At 75.1% G+C, this 25,292-nt stretch carries 21 protein-coding genes; 10 read left to right on the forward strand and 11 right to left on the reverse strand.

Translation table 11 applies throughout. The features are described from left to right. Nucleotide 1: 1 nt before the first annotated feature. A complete protein-coding gene (locus GTY84_RS02125; RefSeq protein ID WP_161224277.1) occupies nt 2-934 on the forward strand; it encodes a M56 family metallopeptidase in 933 nt (310 codons plus the stop codon). Nucleotides 935-1,035: 101 nt separating this feature from the next. Here the strand turns inward: GTY84_RS02125 and GTY84_RS02130 are convergent, their stop codons facing one another. From GTY84_RS02130 to GTY84_RS02145, 4 genes are all read right to left on the reverse strand, one after another. Further along, nucleotides 1,036-1,488 (reverse strand): NAD(P)H-dependent oxidoreductase, encoded by a 453-nt coding sequence (locus tag GTY84_RS02130; protein WP_161224278.1) that lies wholly within the window; start codon nt 1,486-1,488, stop codon nt 1,036-1,038. 215 nt (nt 1,489-1,703) lie between these two features. After that, on the reverse strand, nt 1,704-3,260 hold the full coding sequence (locus tag GTY84_RS02135; RefSeq protein WP_202549024.1) for an MDR family MFS transporter: 1,557 nt from the start codon (nt 3,258-3,260) through the stop codon (nt 1,704-1,706). A 132-nt stretch (nt 3,261-3,392) separates the two neighbouring features. Further along, nucleotides 3,393-4,136: a TetR family transcriptional regulator gene (locus tag GTY84_RS02140; protein WP_161224280.1), complete on the reverse strand. Its 744-nt coding sequence runs from the start codon at nt 4,134-4,136 to the stop codon at nt 3,393-3,395. Nucleotides 4,137-4,167: 31 nt separating this feature from the next. Beyond that, entirely contained in the window at nt 4,168-4,755 is a 588-nt protein-coding gene (locus tag GTY84_RS02145) for a rhodanese-like domain-containing protein (RefSeq protein ID WP_161224281.1), read from the reverse strand. 65 nt (nt 4,756-4,820) lie between these two features. On the opposite strand from GTY84_RS02145, the gene GTY84_RS02150 reads away from it, so the two are divergent. The 5 genes from GTY84_RS02150 to GTY84_RS02170 all read left to right on the forward strand — a co-directional run bounded on the left by GTY84_RS02150 (nt 4,821) and on the right by GTY84_RS02170 (nt 12,463). After that, on the forward strand, nt 4,821-5,099 hold the full coding sequence (locus GTY84_RS02150) for a metal-sensitive transcriptional regulator (protein WP_161224282.1): 279 nt from the start codon (nt 4,821-4,823) through the stop codon (nt 5,097-5,099). 501 nt (nt 5,100-5,600) lie between these two features. Further along, entirely contained in the window at nt 5,601-6,656 is a 1,056-nt protein-coding gene (gene tsaD, locus GTY84_RS02155; RefSeq protein WP_161224467.1) for a tRNA (adenosine(37)-N6)-threonylcarbamoyltransferase complex transferase subunit TsaD, read from the forward strand. Nucleotides 6,657-6,750: 94 nt separating this feature from the next. Beyond that, nucleotides 6,751-7,227 carry a GNAT family N-acetyltransferase gene (locus GTY84_RS02160; RefSeq protein WP_345943313.1) on the forward strand — a complete coding sequence of 159 codons (477 nt, stop codon included), beginning with the start codon at nt 6,751-6,753 and terminating at the stop codon, nt 7,225-7,227. A gap of 435 nt (nt 7,228-7,662) precedes the next feature. Next, complete coding sequence (locus tag GTY84_RS02165) at nt 7,663-10,047, forward strand: phosphoketolase family protein (RefSeq protein ID WP_161224283.1); 2,385 nt, start codon at nt 7,663-7,665, stop codon at nt 10,045-10,047. Nucleotides 10,048-10,087: 40 nt separating this feature from the next. After that, nucleotides 10,088-12,463, forward strand: a complete 2,376-nt coding sequence (locus tag GTY84_RS02170; RefSeq protein WP_161224284.1) for a glycosyl hydrolase family 65 protein — start codon at nt 10,088-10,090, stop codon at nt 12,461-12,463. A 38-nt stretch (nt 12,464-12,501) separates the two neighbouring features. Here the strand turns inward: GTY84_RS02170 and GTY84_RS02175 are convergent, their stop codons facing one another. From GTY84_RS02175 to GTY84_RS02185, 3 genes are all read right to left on the reverse strand, one after another. Beyond that, on the reverse strand, nt 12,502-12,942 hold the full coding sequence (locus tag GTY84_RS02175) for a hypothetical protein (protein ID WP_237531986.1): 441 nt from the start codon (nt 12,940-12,942) through the stop codon (nt 12,502-12,504). Between the two features lie 190 nt (nt 12,943-13,132). Next, on the reverse strand, nt 13,133-13,996 hold the full coding sequence (locus GTY84_RS02180; RefSeq protein ID WP_161224286.1) for a DMT family transporter: 864 nt from the start codon (nt 13,994-13,996) through the stop codon (nt 13,133-13,135). A gap of 70 nt (nt 13,997-14,066) precedes the next feature. Next, nucleotides 14,067-14,939, reverse strand: coding sequence for a hypothetical protein (locus tag GTY84_RS02185; RefSeq protein ID WP_161224287.1), 873 nt, complete (start codon nt 14,937-14,939; stop codon nt 14,067-14,069). Between the two features lie 1,276 nt (nt 14,940-16,215). Between GTY84_RS02185 and GTY84_RS02190 the strand changes: the two genes are divergently transcribed. After that, complete coding sequence (locus tag GTY84_RS02190; protein ID WP_161224288.1) at nt 16,216-16,974, forward strand: class I SAM-dependent methyltransferase; 759 nt, start codon at nt 16,216-16,218, stop codon at nt 16,972-16,974. A gap of 218 nt (nt 16,975-17,192) precedes the next feature. Here the strand turns inward: GTY84_RS02190 and GTY84_RS02195 are convergent, their stop codons facing one another. Both GTY84_RS02195 and GTY84_RS02200 read right to left on the reverse strand, forming a co-directional pair. After that, nucleotides 17,193-18,317 (reverse strand): peptidoglycan bridge formation glycyltransferase FemA/FemB family protein, encoded by a 1,125-nt coding sequence (locus GTY84_RS02195; RefSeq protein ID WP_161224289.1) that lies wholly within the window; start codon nt 18,315-18,317, stop codon nt 17,193-17,195. 173 nt (nt 18,318-18,490) lie between these two features. Next, a complete protein-coding gene (locus GTY84_RS02200) occupies nt 18,491-19,339 on the reverse strand; it encodes an RNA polymerase sigma factor SigF (protein ID WP_161224290.1) in 849 nt (282 codons plus the stop codon). A 263-nt stretch (nt 19,340-19,602) separates the two neighbouring features. Between GTY84_RS02200 and GTY84_RS02205 the strand changes: the two genes are divergently transcribed. Next, on the forward strand, nt 19,603-19,959 hold the full coding sequence (locus GTY84_RS02205) for a PRC-barrel domain-containing protein (protein ID WP_161224291.1): 357 nt from the start codon (nt 19,603-19,605) through the stop codon (nt 19,957-19,959). A gap of 330 nt (nt 19,960-20,289) precedes the next feature. Here GTY84_RS02205 and GTY84_RS02210 read toward each other — a convergent pair whose 3' ends face one another. Continuing rightward, the gene (locus tag GTY84_RS02210) at nt 20,290-20,853 is read right to left on the reverse strand and encodes a DNA starvation/stationary phase protection protein (RefSeq protein ID WP_161224292.1); all 564 of its coding nucleotides are present in this window, start codon (nt 20,851-20,853) and stop codon (nt 20,290-20,292) included. Nucleotides 20,854-21,097: 244 nt separating this feature from the next. Between GTY84_RS02210 and GTY84_RS02215 the strand changes: the two genes are divergently transcribed. Beyond that, a complete protein-coding gene (locus GTY84_RS02215; protein ID WP_161224293.1) occupies nt 21,098-22,570 on the forward strand; it encodes an MFS transporter in 1,473 nt (490 codons plus the stop codon). A gap of 426 nt (nt 22,571-22,996) precedes the next feature. Beyond that, nucleotides 22,997-23,719 (forward strand): FAD binding domain-containing protein, encoded by a 723-nt coding sequence (locus tag GTY84_RS02225; RefSeq protein ID WP_161224294.1) that lies wholly within the window; start codon nt 22,997-22,999, stop codon nt 23,717-23,719. An 87-nt stretch (nt 23,720-23,806) separates the two neighbouring features. On the opposite strand, the gene GTY84_RS02230 is transcribed toward GTY84_RS02225, so the two are convergent. Further along, nucleotides 23,807-24,643 (reverse strand): lysozyme, encoded by an 837-nt coding sequence (locus GTY84_RS02230; RefSeq protein ID WP_161224295.1) that lies wholly within the window; start codon nt 24,641-24,643, stop codon nt 23,807-23,809. Nucleotides 24,644-25,292 lie beyond the last annotated feature (649 nt).

Consider the following 25,292-nt stretch of genomic DNA (forward strand, 5'->3'; position numbering starts at 1 on the left):
CATGGGGTTCTTCGTCTTACTGCCACTGGTCCTGCCGCTGACGGCATGGCCCGTCGCGCGGCTGGCGGAGCAGCATCTGCACCCGCGCACCGCCACCCGCCTGCTGTCCGCCGTGGCCGCCGTGATGGCCCTGTGCAGCACGGTCTGCCTGGCCCTGGTCATGGTGGTCGGCACCGCCCAGCTCCCCGGCAACCCGCTGCCCGACGCCTGGTCCGACCCCGAGGTGCGGGCGGCGGTGCCCCACGACGAGATCATCGGCCGGGCGGCCATACCCGCGCTGTGCGCCGTGGTGGCCGCCTCGGCGCGGGCCCTGTGGCGCCACGGCCGGGTGCGCCGTCGCGCCCACCGCGCGCTCGCCGGACTGCCCGGCCGCGAGGTGGCCGTCCTGCCCGACGCGACGCCCTACGCCTACGCGCTGCCCGGCGGGGAGCGGGACCGGGTGGTGGTGAGCACCGGACTGCTCGGCCTGCTCCGGCCCGGGGAGCGGCGCGCGCTGTTCGCGCACGAGCGGGCCCACCTGGCCGCCCGCCACCACCGCTTCCTGCTCACCGTGCGGCTCGCGGCGCTCGCCAACCCGTTCCTCCGGCCGCTGCGGACGGCCGTCGCCTACACGGCGGAGCGGTGGGCGGACGAGGAGGCCGCCCGGACGGTGGGGGACCGCCGCGTGGTGGCGGTCGCGATCGGCAGGGCGGCCCTGGTCTCGCGCGGCGCCCCGCACGCCGTGTTCGCGGGGCTCGCGGCGCCCGGTCCGGTGCCGCGCCGGGTGGCGGCCCTGCTGGGTCCGGCCCCCGCGGTGCGCAACTGGCCCTCGGTTTTCACCTCGGTGGGCCTGGCGGCCTGGGCGGCGGCGGCCGGGACCGCCGTCTCCGCGATGTCGTCCGCGAACTCCGCCGTCACGATGTTCCTCATCCTCCGCGCCGCGACCCCCCTGTAGCGACCGGGCGGGCCCGGCGGGCGTGACCGCCGTCGCGGCCCGGGGCCGTGGTGGGCCGGCGGGGCGGGGCCATGGTGTGCCGGCGGGGCGGGCGCGGCGGGTCAGTCCATCAGCCCGGCGGCCAGGGCCGCGCCCAGCTCCCAGCAGGCGTCCAGGTCGCCCTTGGCGGGCTCACCGATCACGCTGACCGCCGGGGCGGCGCGCTGCCAGCCCAGTCCCGTGGTGATCGTCTCGATGGCGCGGGCCGCGCCGGTGGTGTCGTTGCCGCCGTGCACGTAGGAGCCGAAGGGCCTGCCTCGGGTCTCGTCCAGGCAGGGGTAGTACACCTGGTCGAAGAAGTGCTTCAGCGCCCCCGAGACGTACCCCAGGTTGGCCGGGGTGCCCACCAGGTATCCGTCGGCCTCCAGGACGTCGATCGGGGTGGCCGCGAGCGCCGCCCGCCGCACCACCCGCACCCCCTCGATCTCCGGGGCCGTGGCCCCGGCCACGACGGCTTCGAGGAGCGCCTGGCAGTTCGGGGACGGCGTGTGATGCACGATCAGCAGAGTGGGCACCTCCGCAGCCTGCCGTCCCCCGCGTTACGACCGCAACACGCGCCGCGCGTCCGGGCCGCGTCCCTCCGGGGGAGACACCCCCGGCCCCCGCCCCGCACGCCGCCTGTCGTCCGCCGGGCACGACGCCTTGCGTCCGCCGACCCGACGTACGGGGGAGCCGCCCGCCCCCGGTACCGGGGACGGGCGGCTCCCCCGTACGGGTGGCGCGGCCGGGCTCAGCCGACCGGGGCGGCCGGGGTTTCGGCCGCCCCGGCGGACTCCTCGGCCAGGCGCTCCATGCCGCTGGTGGTCTTCAGCGGCTTCTCCTTCAGGAACACCACGGCCACCAGCGCGAGCAGCGCGAACGGCGTGGCGACCAGGAACAGGTCGGCGGTGGCCACACCGTAGGCGTGCTCGACGACGGCGCGGATCGGCCCGGGCAGTGTGGACATGTCGGGGACGGTGGTCTCGCCGGAGCCCCCGCCCGGCACGGCGGCGCCGGTCTCCCGCAGGCCCTTGGCGATCTCGTCGCCGACCCGGCTGGCGAGGACGGCACCGAGGACGCTCGTGCCGATGGTGCCGCCCATGCTGCGGAAGAAGGACAGCACGGAGGTGGCCGTGCCCAGCTCGGCGGCGGGCACGTCGTTCTGCGCGGCGAGCACCAGGTTCTGCATCAGCATGCCGACGCCGATGCCGAGGATCGCCATGTAGATGCTGAGCAGCCCGAAGTGGGTGCCCGCGTCGATGGTCGACAGCAGCGCGAGGCCGACGGCCATGATGATCGCGCCCGCCACCAGGTACCGCTTCCACCTGCCGGTCCGGCTGATCACCTGCCCGGCCACGGTGGACGACACCAGCAGCCCCATGATCATCGGCAGGCTCATCAGGCCCGCGACCGTGGGTGACTTGCCCAGGGAGATCTGGAAGTACTGGGAGAGGAAGACGGTCCCGCCGAACATGGCGACGCCGACGAACAGGCTCGCGACCGTGGTGAGTGTCACCGTGCGGTTGCGGAAGATGCCGAGCGGGATGACCGGCTCGGCGGTCCGCGCCTCCACGAGGACGGCGAGCGCCAGCACCAGCACACCGGAGGCGGCCAGGGTCAGGCTCTGCCAGGAGCCCCAGGCGAACTCGTTGCCCGCCAGCGTGACCCAGATCAGCAGACCGCTGACACCGGCGACGATCAGGAACGCGCCGAGCCAGTCGATGCGCACCTCGCGCCGCACGGTGGGCAGCCGCAGCGTGCGCTGGAGCAGCGCGATGGCCAGCAGCGCGAACGGCACCCCGATGAAGAAGCACCAGCGCCAGCCCAGCCACGAGGTGTCGACCAGCACGCCGCCGACCAGCGGACCGGCGACGGTGCCCACGGCGAAGACCGCGCCGAAGATCCCGGCGTACTTGCCGAGCTGGCGCGGCGGGATGATGGAGGCCATGACGACCTGGGCGAGAGCGGTCAGACCGCCCGCGCCGATGCCCTGCACCACGCGGCTGAAGATGAGCAGGCCCACACCGTGCGAGAAGCCCGCCAGCAGCGAGCCGACCACGAACATGGCCAGCGAGAGCTGGAGCAGCAGCTTCTTGTTGAAGAGGTCGGACAGCTTGCCCCACAGCGGCACCGTGGCCGTCATGGCCAGCAGTTCCGAGGTGACGACCCAGGTGTAGGCGGACTGGGTGGCGCCCAGGTCGGCGATGATCGTCGGCAGCGCGTTGGCCACCACGGTCCCGGCCAGGATCGCGACGAACATTCCGGCCATCAGACCGGACATGGCCTGGAGTATCTGCCGGTGGGACATGGCGGCGGGAGGCGCGGCGGCGGGCGCCTGGGTTGGGGTCACGGGATCTCTTTCATGGTGGTCTGGGGCTCGCGAACGAGCGGGGGAGCACGGACCGGGGTCCGGGGGACCGGCCGGCCGGCGTGCGAGGTCTCAGGCGGGAGGCGCCGGAAGGCCGGCGGTGAGGAGGGCGAACGCCTCGTCGAAGACGGGGAGCAGGGAGGCGTCCTCCTGGTGCGTGAACCAGTGCTCCACGCTCGTGCGCACCGCGGTGACCGCGACCGCGGCCAGCAGCCGGGGATAGAGGTCGAGCGCCGCGCGCCGGTCCTCGTGGGACCCGGCACCGGCACCGGCCCAGTCCGCCGCGGCACCGCGGGCGGGTCCGACGGGCCCGGGCGCGGCCGGACCGGACGGGCCGTTCCGGCCGCCGGGGGCGGTGGAGCGCAGCCGGAGCGCGACGGCCTCGGCCAGTTCCGTCTCGTGCGCCATGTGCGCGCACAGCATCCGCACCAGCAGGTGCGGGGCGGTGTGCAGCACCTTGATGTGCAGCCGCCACAGCTCGTGCTGGTGCTCCGCCTCGGCCAGTTCGGCGGTCAGGGCGTCGTGCAGGGCCTCCACCGGGGAGAGCCCGAAGGGCGCGTCCAGTACGGCGCGTCGCATCCGGATGCCCGCGTCCGGGTCGATCGCCACGAAGGCGTCGTCGCGCGAGTCGAAGTAGTTGAAGAACGTCCGCACGGAGACCCCGGCCGCGGCGCTGATCGCCTCGACCGTGACACGGTCCGCCCCGTGCTCCGCGGCGAGCCGCACCGCGGACTCCGCGAGGGCGGCCCGCGTGGCGCGCTTCTTGCGCTCCCGCAGGCCGCCCCCGGGGACGTTCTTCTCGGACATGGCGTGCATGCTATGCAAATCTGCACGCCCTGCAAAATTATTAACCGGCGAGCTGCCGGAGCGTCTCCTCGAAGGGGACGGCGCCCGGCGCGGGCCGGTTGTGCGGCAGCTTCGCCAGCGCGGCGGCCATCCCGCAGGTGTTGGTCACCCCGGAGAAGACCAGGCCCGCGCCGATCGCCCCGGACAGCACGTGCGCGGGCCGCCAGAAGCGCCCCGCCACGAACCCCGCGGCGACCAGGGCGCCGGCGGTGAGGCGGACCTGCCGGTCCATGGGCCACGGCGTCCGGGTCGCCCCGGCGGGCCGCTCGACCGGGTGCCCGGCCGCCTCCCAGGCGCTCGTGCCGCCCTCCAGGGTGGTCGTGGCTATGCCCAGCTCCGACAGTCGCTCGCAGCCCTTGGCGGAGCGGTTCCCGGAGGCGCACACCAGCAGCAGCGGGCCGCGGTCCGCCGCCGCGGTCAGTGCGGACGCCGCCTCGTCGAGCCGGTCCAGCGGCACGTTGCGGGCGCCGGGCAGGTGTCCGCCCGCGTACTCGCCGGGGGAGCGGACGTCGACGACGGTGAAGGAGCCGAGGCGCTCGGCGGCCCGGTCGGCGGTGAGGGTGGAAGTGGTGGTCGTCACGGAGGACATACCTTTCTCTCTGTACTGGCCCCCGCAAGGGTAGGATACCCATGGGGGTATGTGGAGGAGGAAGCGTGGAGCTCGACATGACGGCCGACGAACTCAAGTCGGCGCTGAACCGGCTGCGGCGCGCTCAGGGGCAGCTCGCGGGGGTCATCAGGATGATCGAGGAGGGCCGGGACTGCGAGGACGTGGTCACCCAGCTCGCCGCCGTCTCCCGGGCCCTGGACCGGGCGGGGTTCTCGATCATCGCCACCGGGCTGCAGCAGTGCATGACCAGCGAGGACCCGGCCGTCCGGGACTCGGCGCAGATGCGGGCCCGGCTGGAGAAGCTCTTCCTCTCCCTGGCCTGACCCGGACCGGCGGCCCGCCCGGCCGCCCGCCCCGGCGGCCCGGTTCCCGACGCGGGGGCCGGGCCGTTCGCCGTGCCTGCGGCCGTTCCCCCGGCCACCGCGACGCACATCGCGGCCCCTCCGGGGATCCGGCGCGGCGCGTCCGGCGGGGCCCTCGCGTCCGGGCGCCGTTCGCGAAGGTCGCCGGTCGTCCCGGTCGCCCGGCGTCGAGGTCGTCCGGCGTCGCGGTCGCCGGAAAAGGGCCGGCGGCGGCTCCCGGCTGGTCGGGACCGACACGCGCGGGCGGGGCGCCGGAGGCGGCCGTGGTGCGGGCGACCGCCGTCACCGGGCCGGCGCCGACCGCGGCGCCCCTCGACATCGTCGGCACGCACGCCATCTTTCGACGCCGACAGGAGACCAGCGGGAGCGCGGCGACGTGGGCGGGCACGGCCGCGCGATACCTTATTGCACATCCTTTGCAGGAACACATGATGTGCGAGAGAGGTGGCCGTGGTGGCTCCGGTGGTGCTGGGCATCGAGTCGTCGTGCGACGAGACCGGGGCCGGGATCGTCTCCGGCGGGCGGCTGCTCGCGCACGTCGTCGCATCGAGCATGGATGAGCACGCGCGTTTCGGGGGAGTGGTCCCCGAGATCGCCTCCCGCGCTCATCTCCAGGCGTTCAACCCCGTGGTCAGGGAGGCCCTGGGGCAGGCGGGGATGGGCCTGGAGGACATCGACGCCGTCGCGGTGACCACCGGGCCAGGTCTCTCGGGGGCGCTCCAGGTCGGTCTGTCCGGGGCGAAGGCACTGGCGTACGCCACGGGGGTGCCGCTGTACGGGGTGCATCATCTGGCCGGGCACGTGGCCGCCGACACCCTGGAGCACGGGCCGCTGCCCGACCCGTGCGTGGTGCTGATCGTCTCCGGCGGGCACACCTCGTTGCTGCTGGTGCGCGACCTGGTGCGTGATCCGATCCTGCACCTGGGTGACACCGTGGACGACGCGGCGGGCGAGTGCTTCGACAAGGTCGCCCGCGTCTTCGGCCTCCCCTATCCGGGGGGCCCGGCCATCGACCGCGCCGCCCAGGGGGGCAACCCGTGCGCTGTCGCCTTCCCCCGCCCGCTCCTGGGCTCGAAGGAGCACCCGTACGCGTTCTCCTTCTCCGGCCTGAAGACGGCCGCCGCCCGCTGGGCCGAGCGGCGCCGGGCCCGCGGTGAGGAGATCCCGCTGGCCGACGGCGCCGCCTCGTTGCAGGAGGCGGTCGCGGACGTGCTGACCCGCAAGGCGCTGGCGGCCTGCCGCCAGTACGAGGTGGGGACCCTGGTCGTGGTGGGCGGCGTCGCGGCGAACTCGCGGGTGCGGGCGCTGGCCGAGGAGCGGTGCGCGGCCGCCGGTGTGGAGCTGCGGGTGCCGCCGCTGACACTGTGCACCGACAACGGGGCGATGATCGCCGCCGTCGGCGACCTCCTGGTCCGGGCGGGCGCCGATCCGGCGCAGCTGGACCTGTCCGTCGACCCGTCCGCCCCGCTGGAGCGCGCCGTGCTGCACCCGGCCGCCCAGCCCGCGCGGGTGGCGTGAGGGAAGTGGCCGCGCGTTCTCCGACCGGGGCCGAGCTGCCGGCCCGCGGGGAGGACGTGCGGCGTGTGTACCGGGAGGCGTTCGCCGGTCCGTCGTGGTCGGAGGACGCCTCGACGGCGGGCCGGTCCGTCGACCGGCCGGCGCCACCGCTCGGCCCGGCTTCACCGCCGTCGGCGCCCTCACTGTGGACGACGTCCCGCTCGGCCCGGCCACCGCCCGGACCACGCCCGTCCCGTTTCCGTCCGGCCGCTGCTACCCGCAGGGCGCCGCCGTCCTGGGGGCGGAGCGGACGGCGGGGTGGCTGTGCGAGGGCCGGGAGGTCGACGGGACGGCCGTCGCTCCGTCCGTGCGCGGGCGCGGGGTGGGCACGGCCCTCCTGGACGCGGTCACCGCGGACGCCCCCGGGGGCCGGTGCCGGCTGCTGACCTCCGTCCGCGCCAGCACCACGCCCGCGTTCCGCCGGCGCCGGGGCCGGACACAGGCCGCCCCTCCCGCGCCCGAGGGCAGCGGCCTCGTCGTCCTCCTGGGCCCCGGGCATCAGGCCCGTGCCGAAGCTCCCCATCCGCTCTGACCGACCCGGGGAGCACTCGTGCGTACCGCTGACATCGGCAGCCCCTTCCTCGACCGCTTCGCCGCCCGCGGCCGCGGCGGTCCCGGACACGCGGCCCGGACACGCGGCCCGGACACGCGGCCCTGACACACGGAGAGGGCGCCCGCCACCGGACCGGCCGCCGCGAACAGCGCCCCCGCCCCGGAGCGTCCGGCCCGTCCCGGAACGGCGCCCGTCCCGGCTCCGGGTGACGCCGTCCCGTCCCGGCGCCCGCGCCGTGCCCCCGCTCCCGGATCGCTCCGTGCCCCCGCTCCCGGAACGCCCCGTGCCCCCTTCGGCCCGGCAGGTGACCCGAACGGCCCTCACGGGTACCCGCCCCGTCCCAGCAGGGTGTGGGATGTGCACCGCGGCACCCGCCCCGGCGACGACCGTCTCCCGAACGGGAAAGGACCCCCGATGCCCGCCGACCCGCAGCAGGCGCTCCCCGGCCTCTCCGACGAGGAGGTGGCCGCCCTGGACGCCCACTGGCGCGCCGCGAACTACCTCTCCGTGGGCCAGATCTACCTGATGGCCAATCCGCTGCTCACCGAGCCGCTGAGGCCCGCGCACATCAAGCCGCGCCTGCTCGGGCACTGGGGCACCTCACCGGGCCTCAACCTCGTCCACACCCATCTCAACCGGGTGATCAAGGCCCGCGACCTGGAGGCCCTGTGCGTCTGGGGGCCCGGCCACGGCGGCCCCGCCGTCCTCGCCAACTCCTGGCTGGAGGGCTCGTACACCGAGACCTATCCGGACGTCACCCGGGACGCCGCCGGGATGGCCCGCCTCTTCCGGCAGTTCTCCTTCCCCGGCGGCGTCCCGAGCCACGTCGCCCCCGAGACCCCCGGCTCCATCCACGAGGGGGGCGAACTCGGCTACGCCCTCTCCCACGCCTACGGCGCCGCCCTGGACCGCCCGGACCTCGTGGTCGCCTGCGTCATCGGCGACGGAGAGGCGGAGACCGGCCCGCTCGCCGCCTCCTGGCACTCCAACAAGTTCCTCGACCCCGTCCACGACGGCGCCGTCCTGCCCGTGCTGCACCTCAACGGCTACAAGATCGCCAACCCCACGGTCCTCGCCCGCCTCCCCGAGGCGGAACTCGACGCGCTGCTGCGCGGCTACGGGCACGACCCGCTCCACGTCACCGGCGACGACCCGGCCGCCGTGCACCGCGCCATGGCCGCGGCCCTGGACACCGCCCTGGACCGGATCGCCGCCCTCCAGCGCGCCGCCCGCGAGGACGGCGCCACCGACCGCCCCCGCTGGCCCGTCATCGTCCTGCGCACCCCCAAGGGCTGGACCGGGCCCGCCGAGGTCGACGGACTGCCGGTCGAGGGCACCTGGCGCGCCCACCAGGTCCCCCTGGCCGCCGTCCGCTCCGACCCGGACCACCTGCGGCAACTGGAGGGCTGGCTGCGCTCCTACCGCCCCGCAGAACTCTTCGACGAACACGGCGCCCCCCGCCCCGCCGTCCTCGCCACCGTCCCCGAGGGCCCCCGCCGCCTCGGCTCCACCCCCTACGCCAACGGCGGACTGCTGCTGCGCGAACTGCCGCTGCCGCCCCTGGACACCCACGCCGTCCCCGTCGGCAAGCCCGGCGCGAGCAGCCACGAACCCACCCGCGTCCTCGGCGGCCTCCTCGCCGACGTCATGGCCGCCACCGCCGACCGGCGCGACTTCCGCCTCGTCGGCCCCGACGAGACCGCGTCCAACCGCCTCCAGGACGTCTACACCGCGAGCGGCAAGGCGTGGCAGGAGGAGACCCTGCCCGTCGACGAGCACCTCGACCGGCACGGCCGGGTCATGGAGATCCTCTCCGAACACACCTGCCAGGGCTGGCTGGAGGGATATCTGCTCACCGGCCGGCACGGACTGTTCTCCTGCTACGAGGCGTTCGTCCACATCGTCGACTCCATGGTCAACCAGCACATCAAATGGCTGCGCGTCACCCGCGGGCTCCCCTGGCGCGCCCCCATCGCCTCCCTCAACTACCTGCTCACCTCGCACGTGTGGCGCCAGGACCACAACGGGTTCTCCCACCAGGACCCCGGCTTCGTCGACCACATCCTCAACAAGAGCCCCGAGGCCGTCCGGGTCTACCTGCCGCCGGACGCCAACACCCTGCTCTCCGTCGCGGACCACGCCCTGCGCAGCCGTGACTACGTCAACGTCATCGTCGCCGGGAAGCAGCCCTGCTTCGACTGGCTGTCCATGGACGAGGCCCGGGTGCACTGCGCGCGCGGCGCCGGGATCTGGGACTGGGCGGGCACCGAGGACGGCTCAAGGGAACCCGACGTCGTCCTCGCCTGCGCCGGGGACGTCCCCACCCTGGAGGTGCTGGCCGCCGCCCAGCTCATCCGCCGCCACCTGCCCGGCCTCGCCCTGCGCGTGGTCAACGTCGTAGACATCGCCCGGCTGCTCCCCGCCGGGGAACACCCGCACGGCATGAGCGACTTCGAGTACGACGGCCTCTTCACCCGCGACCGGCCCGTCGTCTTCGCCTACCACGGCTATCCCTGGCTCATCCACCGCCTCGCCTACCGCCGTACCGGACACGCCCACCTCCATGTGCGCGGGTACAAGGAGGTCGGCACCACCACCACGCCCTTCGACATGGTCGTCGGCAACGACATGGACCGCTACCGGCTGGTGATGGACGTCATCGACCGGGTGCCCGGCCTCGCCGTGCGCGCGGCGGCCGTGCGGCAGCGGATGGAGGACACCCGGCTGCGCCACCACGACTGGATCCGCGAACACGGCGTCGACCTGCCCGAGGTGGCCGACTGGACCTGGGGCGGCTGACCGACACCGCCCGCCACACCGTCGAAACACCGGGAGCACCGTGACCGCCACCGCCTCCACCTGGGACTACGAGCACTACGACCCCGAGCGGGAGCGGCTCAGGGAGTCCCTGTGCACACTCGGCAACGGCTACTTCGCCACCCGCGGCGCGCTCGCCGAGTGCGCCGCGGACGACGTCCACTACCCGGGCACCTATGCGGCCGGCTGCTACAACCGGCTCACCTCCACCGTCGCGGGACGCCGGGTGGAGAACGAGGACCTGGTCAACCTCCCCAACTGGCTGCCGCTGCGCTGCCGTCCCGTCGGCGGCGACTGGCTCACCCCGGACACCGCCGAGGTGCTCGACCACCGCCAGACCGTCCACCTCGAATCGGGCGTCCTGGAGCGCCGCACCCGCTACCGGCTCGACGGCGGACGGGAACTGACCCTGCGCCAGTTGCGGATCGTCCACATGGGCGATCCCCATCTCGCCGCGCTGCGCACCGAGTTCACCGTCGAGGGCGGCCACCTCGACCTGGAGGTGGAGGCCGCCCTCGACGGCCGGGTCACCAACGCGGGCGTGCCCCGCTACCGGGACCTCGCGGGCCGCCACCTCACCCATGTGCGGACCGGCACCGCCGGCCCCGCAACGGTGTGGCTGCGCTGCCGCACCCGCACCTCCGACATCCGCGTCGGCATGGCCGCCCGCACCACCGCCGCAACGCCCCTCGCGGTGGGCCGGGGGCACCTGCGGATCACCCAGCGCGCCACCCTGGGCCTCGCCCCCGGGCGCCCCGCCACCGTCGACAAGACCGTCGCCCTGCACACCTCGCGGGACCACGCCATCAGCGACCCCCTCCAGGCCGCCGTGGATCGAGTCGACGACGCCCCCGGCTTCGACGGGCTGCTCGCCGGTCATCGCACCGCCTGGGGGCTGCTGTGGCGCCGCGCCGGGCTGCGGGTCCCCGGCGAGGCGGGCGCCATCCTGCGCCTGCACCTCTTCCACGTGCTCCAGACGCTCTCCCCGCACACCGCCGACCTGGACGTCGGTGTGCCCGCCCGGGGACTGCACGGAGAGGCTTACCGGGGACACGTCTTCTGGGACGAACTGTTCGTCCTGCCCTATCTCAACCTGCACTTTCCGGAGGTCTCCCGGGCCCTGCTGCACTACCGGCACCGCCGTCTGGACCGCGCCCGGGCCGCCGCCCGCGCGCTCGGCCGCCGCGGCGCCCTGTACCCGTGGCAGAGCGGCAGCGACGGACGCGAGGAGACCCAGCGGCTCCACCTCAACCCGCACTCCGGCCGCTGGCTGCCCGACCACTCGCACCTCCAGCGCCATGTGGGCTCGGCCATCGCCTACAACGTCTGGCAGTACTGCGAGGCCAGCGGCGACGCCGAGTTCCTGCACACCAAGGGCGCCGAGATGATGCTGCAGATCGCGCGCTTCTGGGCCGACTCCGCCGTCTGGGACGACCGGCTGGCCCGCCACCGGCTGCTCGGCGTCGTCGGCCCCGACGAGTACCACGACGCCTATCCCGGCGCCGACCGGCCGGGCCTCGACGACAACGCCTACACCAACGTCACCGCCGCCTGGGTCCTCGCCCGCACCCTGGAGGTGCTGCGCGCCCTGCCCGAGCCCCGCCGCCGCGAACTCGTCGAGCGCACCGGCCTGGACGCCGCCGAATCGGAGCGGTGGGAGCACATCTCCCGGACCCTCCGGGTGCCCTTCCACGAGGGCGTCATCAGCCAGTTCGAGGGCTACGGCGACCTCGCAGAACTCGACTGGGACGGCTACCGGGCCCGCTACGGGGACATCCGCCGCCTGGACCGCGTCCTGGAGGCGGAGGGCGACAGCCCCAACAACTACCGTGCCTCCAAGCAGGCCGACGTCCTCATGCTCGGCTACCTCTTCCCACCTGGCGAACTGCGCTCCCTCTTCGCCCGGCTGGGCTACCACCTGGACGAGGACACCTGGCAGCGCACCGTCGACCACTACCTGGAGCGCACCAGCCACGGTTCCACCCTCAGCGGACTCGTCCACGGCCGGATCCTCGCCAGGGCCCGCCGCGCCGAGGCGTGGGCCTTCTGCCAGGAGGCGCTCAAGGGCGATGTCGCCGACCTCCAGGGCGGCACCACCGGCGAGGGCATCCACCTCGGCGCCATGGCCGGCACCCTCGACCTCGTCCAGCGGGGGCTCACCGGACTGGAGACCCGGGACGGCTCCCTGCACCTGGACCCGGTGCCGCTGCCGGAACTGTCGTCGTACGGCTTCTCCGTCCGCTTCCAGGGCCACTGGGGAGTGGAGCTGCGGCTGCGGCACGGCCGGCTGGACATCGCCGTGCCCGACTCCGACCTCCCGGCCCTGGACATCCGGCTGCCGGACCGGTCCGTACGGCTCCGGCCCGGCGACACCTGCCGGCTGGTGCTTCCGAGCTGAGCGGGTCAGCTCCGGAGGTGCTTCACGAGCTGAGCGGGTCAGCTCCAGAGGGGAAGGGTCACCACGCGGGGCGCCCCGTCCGGCGCGCCATCGGTGTAGACGAGGGTGATCCGGGTGTAGTGCTCCTGCCCCGGGTCCTTCTCCCAGGGCCGGGGCTGGTCCAGGCGGACCCGCACCGGATACGAGTGGAAGGTGCCGGCCGCGCAGTAGGGCACGCAGTCGTTGACGACGTTGACGCCCCGGCCCGCGGCGGCCCGCGCGTCCCAGCGCACCCAGCTCATCGAGGCCAGCCTGCTGTTGCCGTCCCCGCAGGCGAGGATGAACGAGGCCGGTCCCACCTCGGGCCGCGAGGCGCAGTCGACCAGGACGGGGTCGCCGCCCCGCCGTGTCGTGGTCCGGTCCGGCGACGGCGCGGCGGAGGCCGTGCCGAGGGGTACTGCGAGCGTGGCGGCGGCACAGAGTGTGACCACTGCCCTCATCGGGTTTCTGCCCATGTCTGCTCCCGGCCGTCTCGGGGTCGCGTGTCTCCGCGCTGTACCGACCGTACGGCCGCCCCCGCGAGCCCACCACTCGGACGGGCTACCCCCACCCCGGAGGGGTAACGGCGGCCCCCGCCGGGACGGGCCGCGGGGTCCCGGCGCGCACGGACCGGCCCGGGGCCCGCGCCGTTCACCGCCCCGAGCTCAGGTCGACGCCCCGCCGGGCCAGGGTGACCACTCCCACCACGATCAGCACCACACCCACGAGTTGGGGCAGCACCCACCAGCCCATGCGCAGGTCCTCGCGGTACAGGACCACGCCGAGCAGCAGGCTCACCGTCGCGTCCCCCAGGGTGAGGGCGGGCTGCGAGGCGACCAGCGGCCCGCCCTGCATGGCGTGCTCCAGCAGCAGCACCGCGCACAGCCCGGCCACCGCGAACCCGTAGGTCTGCCACGCGGTCAGGAACCCCACCACTCCGCCGGCGGACAGCTGCCGCATGGAGTCCTTCATCAGCCCGGCGGTCAGCCCGAACCACACCGCCGTGGAGGCGCCGAGGCAGCCGGCGCGCGCCTTGCCGACGGGCCGCCGCAGCCCCGCCGCGGCCAGCAGCACCGCCGCCCCGGCGCACGCCCCCAGCGCCGGCACCCACCGGTCCAGCGGCACCCGCTCCGTGCCGCCGGAGGGCGCCGCCGACGCGAGGGCGACGCCCAGGCCGACGACCACGGAGCCGACGGCGAGCCAGAGCACCCGCGGGAGCCGTCTGCCGGTCATCAGCGAGGCCAGCAGGAGGGCCAGCGGAAGCTCCAGCACGAACAGCGGCTGCACGAGCGACAGCGGCCCCGTCGCCAGGGCCGCCGCCTGCCCCACCCCGGCGACGACGACGGCCAGCATCCCGCCGAGCCACACCGGCCGCCGCAGCAGATCGAGGAGGAGGCCGGGCCTGAAGCCCCGGGTGCGGGGCACCGTCAGCGCGGCCCGCCGCTGCAGCACGGTGGCCAGCGCGTTGCTGAAGGCGGCGAGGAGTGCGAAGAGCACCGGCAGGACAACACCCATCCTCCGATCCTCGCCCGGCCCCGGCCCGGCCGCGTCGGGTGTCCGGCGGCCGGGTGACGCGGGGCGTCCGTCAGGCGTCGGCCACCGCGGTGTCCGGCGCCGCGGAGGGGGCGTCGGTGGCGGTGTAGTAGACGGAGGTGCCCTGCTTGGTGCGCTGCGCCTGGTTGCGGGCGACGAGCCCCTCCAGGGTGCTGCGGACGACGGTGGTCTTCACGGTGCGCCCGAGGCCGGCGGTGCCGAGCGCCTGGGTGACCTCGGCGGCGGAGCGGGGTTCACCCTGCCCGGCCAGGTGCGCCCGGACCAGTTCGACCAGTGTGGGCTTGGCGGACGCCTCGGCCGCGGGGGCGGGGGCGGCCTCGGTGGCGGCGGGCTTCTTCGCCGGTGCCTTACGGGTGGCCGGCTTCTTCGCGGCGGGCTTCGCCGCCGAGGGCTTCTTGGCCGACGGCTTGCCGCCCGGCCCGGTCGGCGACTTGGCGGAGGACCTGCCCGCCACGCGCTTGCGCCCGCCCGTGGCCCTGGCGGACGCGGACTTCGCCGCCGGGGCGGACTCCTCGGTGCCGGTCCCCTCCGCGCCGGACTCCTTCGCGCCGGACTCCTCCGGAGCGGTCCCGGCGGCCTCGTCGTGGGCGGGCTCGGCGGAGTCACTGACGCGGGGCGCGGGCACGGCCGCCGCCGGAACCCGACCGGTGGACTCGTCCCCGGCCGCCGGTGCCCCGGTCGCGGGGGCGCCGCGCTCCGGCGCGGCGGGTGCCGTGAGGCCCAGGGCCTGCTGCATGTTCACCAGGAGCGCGTGGTCGTGCTGGAGCGCGGCGAGCCGCTGCTGGAGCGCGGTGATCTCGGCGCCGATCCGCTCCTGCTCCCGGACGTTGTGCTCCAGGTCGCCGGAGACCTGGGCGGTGTACTGCGATGCCAGTTCGGTGGCTCGGGCGGTGGTCTCGGACATGGGTCGACTCTCCTCGATTCGCGGCCGTGGAGGCGCGGGAGCAGTTGGGGGGCAGCCGTCGCGAGACGCGATGGGTGCCTGTGGTTCGCCTGCATGGTGTCGGGCCGGTATACCACGTCAGGACACTCCCGTGGTATGTGACGCCCGAGTGGCGGACGGTGAACGACGGGCCCCGGAACGGCCGTCGGTCAGGCGTTCGCCTGGGTGACAGGGGCCGCGCGGAGTCACCCCCAGGTGTACGCACACCCGTCCCGGACTTCCCCGTGGCCGTGTTCCCGTGGCCCGCCACTTCCGGCGGCGCGGCGACAAATCGCCTGCCGAGCACGGCTGTTGGGCACATGTGTCCCGGGGTGGCCGTCCGCGGTCACCCCGGGACACCCGCTCCGGGGACGCCGGGCGCCCCGGCAGGGACGAGTGGAGAGCGGTACGTCCGCCACGGCACGGGCCGGTGACGGTGCCGTGCGCCGCACACGACACCGTGTCCGGCGCGAGGTGAGGTGAACTCGACGGTGAAGGCGCACGGTTGACTCCTCCGATGACATGAGGCGCGCGGCGGTGTCCCGAGGGCCGGGTGACACACCCCCGGAACCGGGTGACACATCCCCGGAACACAGGTGCCCGTCCCCCGCCCGCTCACTCGGATCGCTCCCGGCGGCCCACCTGACCCGGGCGGCGAGCCGCTCCACCTCGCGCGCGCCGCCACGGGCCTCCCGCTCGGCCGGGCGCACCGCCCCGGAGGCCGCTCCGGCACGTTCCCGTGCCGTCCGCCGGTGCTCCCGTGCCCGGCCGAATTCGTCACATGCCGCGCGCAGTTGCCGTTCGGCGTCCGACACCCGTCGCTCGACGGCGGTGTGTTCGGCGCCGGCCCGGCGTCGTCCTGACGTCCACGACCGACTCCACCCCGGCGTCGCGCGGCAGTACCACCAGCGCCGCTCGGTCCGCCGTGCCGTGGCCGAAGGCGACCAGTCGGGGCGGGGAGCCCCCGTCGGGCTCTCCCTGCTGCCTGCCGCTCATCCCTCCTGTCTGCGCGATGCGCGTCCGCTCGGCACACCGCGGCCCCTGGTCCCTGGCCCCCCGGTCCCGGTGTCCGCGCCGCCGACTGCCCCGGCACATCTCCCCGCGACCGTCCCGCACGCCGCCCCGCAGCCGCCCCGGTCCGGGACGATCACCTGTTGCCGCCCCGTTCCCGGGCCGTCCCGGACCGCGCGGAACCGACCCGTCACCCGTGGGGAAAAACCAGGGGCACTCGGGGCGGCTCCGGGGATACCGTCGTCGAATGACTGACGAGGACGGTACGACGGACGAGGACGGTCATTTCGGGGAGCGTGTCGCCGCGCGCTACGACGAGACATCGGCGGACATGTTCGCGCCGGGGGCGGTGGACCCGGCCGTCGACCTGCTGGCCGGGCTGGCGGGCCGGGGCCGGGCGCTGGAGCTGGGCATCGGCACCGGCCGCATCGCCCTGCCGCTCGCCCGGCGCGGCGTCCCGGTGCACGGCATCGACATGTCCCGCGCCATGACCGCCCGGCTGCATGCCAAGCCCGGCGGCGACGGGGTCGGGTCGACCATCGGGGACTTCGCCACCACCCGGGTACCGGGCTCCTTCACGCTGGTGTACCTGGTCTTCAACACCATCAACAACCTGACCACCCAGGAGGCCCAGGTCGACTGCTTCCGCAACGCCGCCGCGCATCTCGAACCGGGCGGCAGCTTCGTCATCGAGGTGGGCGTGCCCGAGCTGCGGCTGCTGCCGCCCGGCCAGAACGCGGTGCCGTTCCGGATCGGCCCCGGCGGATGGGCGTTCGACACCTACGACACCGTCACCCAGGCCATGAGCTCCCACTACGTCACCCTCGTCGACGGCGTCGCCGAGCACCGGGTCTTCCCGTTCCGGTACGTGTGGCCGTCCGAGCTGGACCTGATGGCCCGGCTCGCCGGGCTGCGCCTCACCCACCGGTGGGAGGGCTGGTCCCGGGAGCCCTTCACCCACGAGAGCCGGGGCCACGTCTCGGTCTGGACGAAGCCGGCCGCCTGACCGGCGGCGACGGTGCCGACGAGCGGATCCGACGGCGGTGCCGACACACGACCGGGCGGCGACGGCTCGCGGACCCGGTGACGGGGTGAGGGCGAGGGTGCGACGGCTGGTGGCGGTGGCGCGAACGCGCCGCCCAGGCCCGCCGTCCCGCGTCACCTGCCGCTCCCGCGCCGGCCCGGCCCGCCGCTCCCGCGCCGCCCAGGTGCTGGCGCGCGCCGTCAGCGCCGGGACAGATACAGCCCCAGTGCCCGGTGCAGCACCCGGTTGAGCGGCAACTCCCACTCGCCCAGGTACTCGACGGCCTCGCCGCCCGCCCCGGTCTTGAACCGGAGCAGCCCGAGCAGCGGGTCGTCCTCGTCCAGGCTGTCGGTGATGCCCCGGAAGTCGTAGACCCGGGCGCCCAGCGCGTGCGCGTCGCCGATCATGCGCCACTGGAGGGCGTTGTTCGGCTGTACCTCGCGCCGCCGGGCGGTGGAGGCGCCGTAGGAGTACCAGACGTGGTCGCCGACGGTCAGCATGGTGGCCGCGGCGAGCACCTCCCCGTCGTGGTGGGCCAGGTAGAGCCGCATGCGGTCGGGGTGCTCGGCGGTCAGTGCCGCCCACATGCGCTGGAAGTAGCCGAGCGGACGCGGCACGAACCGGTCCCGCTCGGCGGTCTCCGTGTACAACTCATGGAAGGTGCGCAGGTCGTCCGGGGCGCCCCGGACGACCTTCACCCCGGCCTTCTCGGCCTTCCTGATGTTGCGCCGCCACTGCTGGTTGAGCCCGCCCCGGATCTCCTCCAGCGACCGCCCGGCCAGCGGGAGCCGGCACACATGGCGGGGCTGCCCGGGGGCGAAGCCCTCCCCGCCACCGGGTTCCACCGGCCGCCAGCCCGCCCCGCGCAGCCACTCCCCGACGGCGAGGGCCCGGGGGTCCTCCCAGGTGGCCGGGGTCTCGGCGAGCCGGTGCGTCCCGGGGTCGGCGATCGCGGCCTTGACCGCTGCCGCGCTCCACCGGCGCGTGACCACGGGCGGCCCCATCCGCACCGTGAAGGCGCCCAGGCCGCGCAGATGTGCCGCCATCGGCCGCAGCAGGTCCTCGGTCAGCCCGGGGTCGGTCCAGTCGAGGACCGGGCCCTCCGGCAGATACGCCAGGTACCGCCGCAGGCCGGGCAGCGGGCGAAGCAGCACCAGCCCGGCACCCGTCAGCCGGCCGTCCCGGTCGAACCAGCCCAGGCTCGCGGACCGCCACTCCCGCTTCACCTCTCCCCACGAGGGCACCTGGAGATGACTCACGGAGGAACGCCCCGCGACGAAGCGCAGATGCTCCTCACGACTGATCGCCCTCACTTGGTGGCTCATGCGCGCCCTTCCATGCTCCGCCGGACCCCGAGTGGTTCACCCCCAGGGAATACCGCGGGCGGCCGGTCCGCCCGGCCCGCCGGGCTGTTCGGGCGGGAACGGGACGCGGGGGCGGCACACGGTGGCCGGGCCACCCGCAAGGGGTGGCCCGGCCACCGTGTGCCGCCGCGGGCTCAGCCCGTGGTCAGCATGCCCTCCCGCAGTCGGCCCAGCAGGCGGGAGATGAGCCGGGACACATGCATCTGGGAGACCCCGAGGCGCTCGCCGATCTCCTTCTGGGTGAGCTCCTCGACGAACCGCCAGTGGATGATCCGGCGGTCCCGTTCGTCCAGCTCCGCGATCATCGGGGCCAAGGCGTGGAAGTCGTCCACCAGCGCGAGCGCCGCGTCGTCGGTGCCGATGAAGTCCGCCAGCGCCGACTCGCCGTCCTCGCTGCCGTTGATGGCCGCGTCCAGGGAGGCCGAGTTGTAGCCGTTGGCCGCGATCCTGGCCTCCACGACCTCGTCCTCCGGCAGGCTCATCAGCTCGGACAGCTCCTTGGTGGTGGGGTTGCGGCCCAGCCGGCTGCGCAGCTCCTCCGAGGCGCGGGCGAGCTGGACCCGGGCCTCCTGGAGCCGCCGGGGCACGTGCACCGCCCAGGAGGTGTCACGGAAGAAGCGCTTGATCTCCCCCACGATGTACGGCACGGCGAACGAGGTGAACTCCACCTCGCGCGTCAGCTCGAAGCGGTCGATGGCCTTGATCAGACCGATCATGCCGACCTGGACGATGTCCTCCATCTCCTCCGGCCCACGGCTGCGGAACCGGCCGGCCGCGAAGCGGACCAGGGACATGTTCATCTCGATCAGCGTGTTGCGCGCGTACTGGTGCTCGGGAGTGCCCTCCTCCAGGCTCGCCAGCCGGTCGAAGAAGACCCGTGACAACTCCCGTGCGTCCCTGGGCGCCACCTTGGACGGGTCCGCGATCTCCGGCATGCCGGTGCTGCGCCGGGTGTCCTCGGTAACCCGCACGGTCGTCGTCATCTGTTCCCTCCCGCGAATCCGGTCGGCCACGCCGCTTTCCTTCACCGGCCGACGCTCACCCGCCTACCCCGGCTCCCCGCCCGCATGCCTGTCTCTTGCCGCCCGTCCGGCGCTCCCCGTCCGGCACTCCCCGTGCGGCAGTCCGCGCCCGCGCCCGTCCCACCGGCCGGGGAGGGGCCGTGCGACACGGCCGAAGCGGGGAACCCGGCAGGGAAGCGGCGTCCTGGGACAGGGACGGACGGCGACGGAAGGGATGGCGGGACATGTTCGAAGCCGAGAACATCAGGGACTGGCGGGGGCACGACGTCGTCGACAGCGGCGGCCGCAAGATCGGCACCCTGGAATCCATCTACGTGGACACCGCCACCGACCGGCCGGCCTTCGCCACGGTCACCGTCGGCCTGCCGACGCGGCGGCGCCTGGTCTTCGTCCCGGTGGAGAAGGCCACCGTCGGACCGGGCTACGTGAAGGTCACCTACGACCGGGGCCTGGTCAAGGACGCGCCCGGCATCGATCCGGACGGCGAGCTGCTGGCCGAGGCCGAGAGCGACGTCTTCGCCCACTACGACCTGCCCTACCAGCAGGGCAGCAGGGGCGAGCGCCGGCTCGCGCGGCGCTGAGACCGCCGCGCAGGCGCGGAGGGGAGACGGCCCTGGCCCTGTCCCCGCTGTTGCTGCTCGTCGCCGTGGCCCCGGGACTCGTCGGCGTCGTGGTCGAGGGGTCTTCTGCCTCTTCGTCCTCGGCGTCGTCGTCCTGGCGGCCGATCCGGTCCTGCTCGGCGCGCGCATCGGCCGCCGGGGGCCCGCGCGCCGACCGGCACGACCGGGCGCGGGCACGACCGGGCGGAGGTGGGCGGCCCCGTTGGTGGGCGGCCCGCCGGAACGGGGGCCCGCCGCCCGTCGTGCGGGGTGACCGCCCGCGCGGGGCGGCCACCCGGAGCGCACTGCCGGTCAGGAGATCTCCGCGCCGCGCTCGGCGGCCTCCGTCTCGGAGGTGGCGCCGCCCGTCGCCAGGGCGCCGCCCGCGCTCTCCAGATGCGCCCGCACGAACCACTGGAACTGCTCCAGGGCGCGCAACTGGCCGATCAGCAGGTCCTCCGTGGCCGTGTCGATGTCACCGGCCTCCTTCACCGCGGCGCGCATGCCCTCGACGACCCCCGTGTACACCAGGTCCAGCGCGCCGAGGTGGGCGATGGCGTCGGCCCGTCCGATCGAGTAGTCGTCCCAGGTCCGCTCGGACACCAGCGCCCCCGGCGTGCCCTGGGCCACCCCGCCGAGCGCCGCGATGCGCTCCGCCACGTCGTCGGCCATCTCGCGGACGCTGTCGACCTGGGGGTCGATCATCTCGTGCACGGCGATGAAGTGCGGGCCGACCACGTTCCAGTGCACGTGCTTGAGGGTGAGGTGGAGGTCGTTGAAGGCGTGCAGCCGCATGCGCAGCACGCCGATCAGCCGCCCTGCGGCCTCACGCGCGATGCCGGGGACCGTGTACTTCGGGGTCAGATCGTGGGTCATGTCGGACCTCAGCTCCTGATGCGTTGTGTGCGGGTTGTGCCTGTTCACGCGTGCCCCGGTTCGGCGCGTACAGACATCCCGGCGGCACCGGACGCGCCGGTTTTCGGCCATTGGGCGGACGGGCGCCGGGCCGCCGGGGCCCGGCCCGCCGGTCACCGCTCCCCGTGGACCCCGGGCGCCCGGGGCGGGCGCGCGTGGCCGGATCGGGGCGGACGGGGGACCCCGAAGCCTAGGGTGCTCGTTCATGACGGGCTCCCCTTCCTCCCGCGTCGGCTCCGGCGGCGGGGCACTCTGGCGCGACCACCGGTTCGTGCTGCTCTTCGGCGCGCGGGTCGTCTCCGTGCTCGGCAACGGTTTCGCGCGTGTCGCGCTGGCCTTCGCGGTGCTCGCACTGCCCGGGGCCGGTCCCGGCCGGCTGTCGCTGGTCCTCGGCTGCCAGGCGGTGCCGCAACTGCTGTTCATCCTGATCGGTGGAGTGATCGCGGACCGGATGTCCCGTTCGCGGCTGATGGTCCTGGCCGATGTGCTCGGCTGCGGGGCGTACGCGGGACTGGCCGCGATGGTGCTCACCGGCCGCGCGCCGCTGCTCGCGATGTGCCTGCTGGCGGTGGCCGCGGGCACCGCGACGGCCCTGTTCGCCCCGGCGATGGAGGGGGTGCTGCCCTCGCTGGTCCCGGCCGACCGGCTCCAGCGGGCCAACGGCCTGCTGCGGATGGGCACCAACACCTCCCTGCTGCTCGGCCTGTCGCTGTCCGGGATCACCGTCGCCCTGGTCGGCGCGGGCTGGGCGCTCGCCCTCAACGCCGCCTCGTTCGCCGTCAGTGGCCTGCTCACCGCCCGGCTACGGGTGGCGGCGGTGCCCAGGGCGGTGTCCTCGGGATGGGCCGACCTGCGCGAGGGGCGCCGCGAGTTCTTCTCCCGGCAGTGGCTGTGGGTCGTGGTGGCGCAGTACGCCGTCGTCGTCGCCGCGCTCAACGCGAACGCCGGGGTGCTCGGCCCGCTCATGAGCGAGCAGCACTTCGGCGGCGTGCGGGCCTGGTCGGTGATCGTGGCCGCGCAGGCCGTCGGCGCCGTCGCCGGCGCGGGCCTCGCCGCGCGGGTGCGGGTGGACCGGCCGATCCTGGTGGCCGTCCTGTGCACCTTCCCGGCCGCCGTGCCACCGGCCCTGCTCGGGCTCCGGGCCCCGCTCTGGACGATCGCGGCGGCCATGTTCTGCGCCGGGATCGCGGGCGACGTCTTCGGCGTCCTGTGGGCCACGGCCATCCAGCGGCGCGTGCCCGAGGAGGCCCTGTCCCGGGTCAGCTCCTACGACCTGCTCGGCTCCCTCGCCCTCGCCCCGCTCGGTCTGCTCGTCGCCGGGCCCGTGGCGCAGGCGGTCGGCACGGCACCGGCCCTGCTCGGCTGCGCGGCCCTGGTCGTGCTGGCCACGGCCGCGGCCCTGCTCTCACCGCAGGTACGGGACCTGCGCGCCGAGGCGGACCCGGCGCCGGGGGAGCCGCCCTCCGGCCCCGCGTCCGCCGACGTCCCGTCGGCCGACGCCGTGCTCGCCGTCGCCCCGCCCGCGGCCGCGCCCCTCGCGGCCACCGGGCCCGAGGACGCCGCCCGGACCGGCACGGAGTCGGTCGGAGCGGAGACCCCGGCGGAGGTGCCCCGGGCCCGCGGCGGTGCGGGGACGGCGGAGCGGACGGAGAACCCGAAGCGCTCGGAATCCCGGTGACGGGGAGGACGACGGGGAAGCCGGGGCCGGGGCGGGCTGACCGGTCCGGCCGGTCGGCCCGGTGGGACCGGTCGCCCGGTGAGACCGGTGAGACCGGTGAGACCGGTGAGACCGGTGAGACCGGTGAGACCGGTGGGACCCGTGAGACCGGTGGGACGGGGAGGCACCGGCCTCGGGGCCGAGCACTCTGCCGCTGCCGGAGCCGCGCGCGCCCGTCCCCGGAGTCGGACCGCCCTCCTCCGCCCCTGCCGTGCGGCCCCGCACCGCCCTGGTGGACGGCTCCGGCGCCACAGGGCGCACGGTGCGGCGCGCATGAGCCCTGTACGCGCCCCCGTGACGCCACGGACAATGCGCCGGACCGGGGGCCGCCCGTCCGGCGGCGGCCCGGCGCCCCCACCGCGTCCAGGGAGAGGCAGGCCGATCACCGTGCTGCTGAGACTGCCCACGTCCGTGAGCGAGGCGAGGCAATGCCTGGCCGACGGAGCCGTGCCCATCGGCGGGGCCACCCTCCTCTGGGCGGCCTGGCAGCGGGACGGCTTCCCCGAGTCGGCCATGTCCCTGCGCGACCTCCCGGAGGCGAACCGTGTCGAACCCGGGGCGCTGGGCGCGGCCGTGGTGCTGCACCGGATCGACGAACGGGTGCCCGACGTACTGCGCCTGGCGGCGGGCTCCGTGGGCACCGGGGCCGTACGGCGCACCGCGACGGTCGGCGGCAACATCGTGGGCAGCGCCCTGCGGTGCCTGCTCCCTGCGGCCCTCGTCCTCGACGCCACCGCCACCGTGCTCGGACCCGACGGCACCTACGACACCGATCTCCCCGAGGTGGTCGCGAAGCGCGCGCTCCTGCTCGGCCTGCGCTGGAACACCCCCCTGGCCAGCGGGTACGGCAAGGCGGACGCGGCGGCGGGCGGTCCACCGCCGCTGGTCGTCGCCACCGCGGTGCACCCGGGGCCCGGGGGAGGGCGGCGGCTGCGGGTGGCCGTCCGGGACGGCTACGACGTGCTCGACGCCGGCGTCCCGTGCGACGGGGGAGCGGAGCAGGCACTCGCGGCGCTGGACGGCACCGGCCTCGCGGCCCTGCCGTCCGGTGCCCGGGACATGATGCGCCGGAGCGTCACCGGCATCCTGGCGGAGCCGCACGGACGGTGAGGCGGGACCGCCGTGACGGCGGGCGGCCCCCGGGACGGTGACGGCGCGACCCCTCGGCCGCGCCGTCCGTACCGCTGCCCCACCGGGTCAGCCGTTGGCCAGTTCCTTCACCCGGTCCAGCGAGCCGTTGAACTTGTCGTGGTCACCGACGGTCGGCCCGGACGACGTGTACTGCCACATCGTGTGGAACGACCAGCCGGACGGCAGGGGCCCCACCGTCGCGGCGTACCGGGCGATCCACAGCGGGTTGACGGAGCCGAAGCCGCTGTAGTCGCCGGTGCACTGGGTCCACCAGTTGGTGGAGGTGTAGATCACGGCGTCCCGGCCGGTGCGTTCCCGGTAGCGGTCCAGGAAGGCGCGGATCCAGGAGACCATCTGACTGTGCGTCCGGCCGTAGCAGGTGGCCCCGTACGGGTTGTACTCGATGTCGAGCACGCCCGGCAGGGTCCTGCCGTCCTTCGACCAGCCTCCGCCGCGGTCGACGAAGTAGTCGGCCTGGGCGGCGCCGCCGGCGGTGTCCGGCGTCGCGAAGTGGTACGCGCCGCGGATCATGCCCACGTCGTACGAGCCGTTGTACTGCTGGGTGTAGTACGGATTGCGGTAGGAGGTGCCCTCGGTGGCCTTCACGTAGGCCCACTTGACCCCGCTGTTCCAGAGGGTCGACCAGGCGACGTTGCCCTGATGGCTGGAGACGTCCACGCCCTCCGTCTGGGTGACCCGGGACTCCACCGGGAGGCCCCGCACCCCCTCGTGGGCGAGGACGCCGCTGCCCATGTGGGCGGTACCTCGGACGGGGGTCCCGCCGGCATCGCCGGCCGACGCCGGAACGGCGCACAGGGACAACAGGAGTGACGGAGCGGCGAGCAGAGCGCTCGACATGAGGACACGGGAGTGGCGGGAAGCCACGGCTATGGGTTCGCGCATGCCCCCATCCGAGCCGGTGTCGGGCCCGTCCGCATCCGCACTCACCCGGACGGAGGCCCCCGCGCGCACCCGGCGGTGCCCGGAATCCGTCGCCGCGTCAGCGGGGGACGCGTCCGGCCCTGAGGAGGGGTCAGCCGCGTGCGACGGCCCCGGGGCGGTGACCGCGCCGACGGAGGGGCGGCCGCGGCGACGCCCGCCCCGGACCGGGGAGCGGGAGCTGCCGCGGCCGCCGGGCGGGCCCGGACGGCGACGGCGGGCGAGGCCCCCGGCCGGCCCCCGCACCCGGCCTGACCTGGACGGCCCCGGCCGCGCGCGCCGGTACGGCGGTACGGCCGGGGAGTCCGCAGGGGCGGGACGACCCGGCGGAAGGGGGCGCTCGCGGACGCGGGCGGCGCAGGCCGGGAGGGCACCCCGGAGGGCGGGGGAGCGGGCTGCCTCCGGGGTGCGGCGGGCCATCGGCCGCGGGGCTCCGGGCGGGGCCCCGGCCGCGTCTGCGACGGGAGCGGCATGGTGGTCACCCGGCCGCGCCGCGTATGACCCGGACGGGTAACGGCACCGGCCCCGCACCTCCGCCGCCCGCCCCGCTGCGCGCCGCACCCGTCCGTCATGTCGGGCGGGTCCGTCCGCGCACTCGCGGACCGCGTCCGGC

This window comes from Streptomyces sp. SID8352 (genome assembly GCF_009862265.1).
GTDB lineage: Bacteria > Actinomycetota > Actinomycetes > Streptomycetales > Streptomycetaceae > Streptomyces.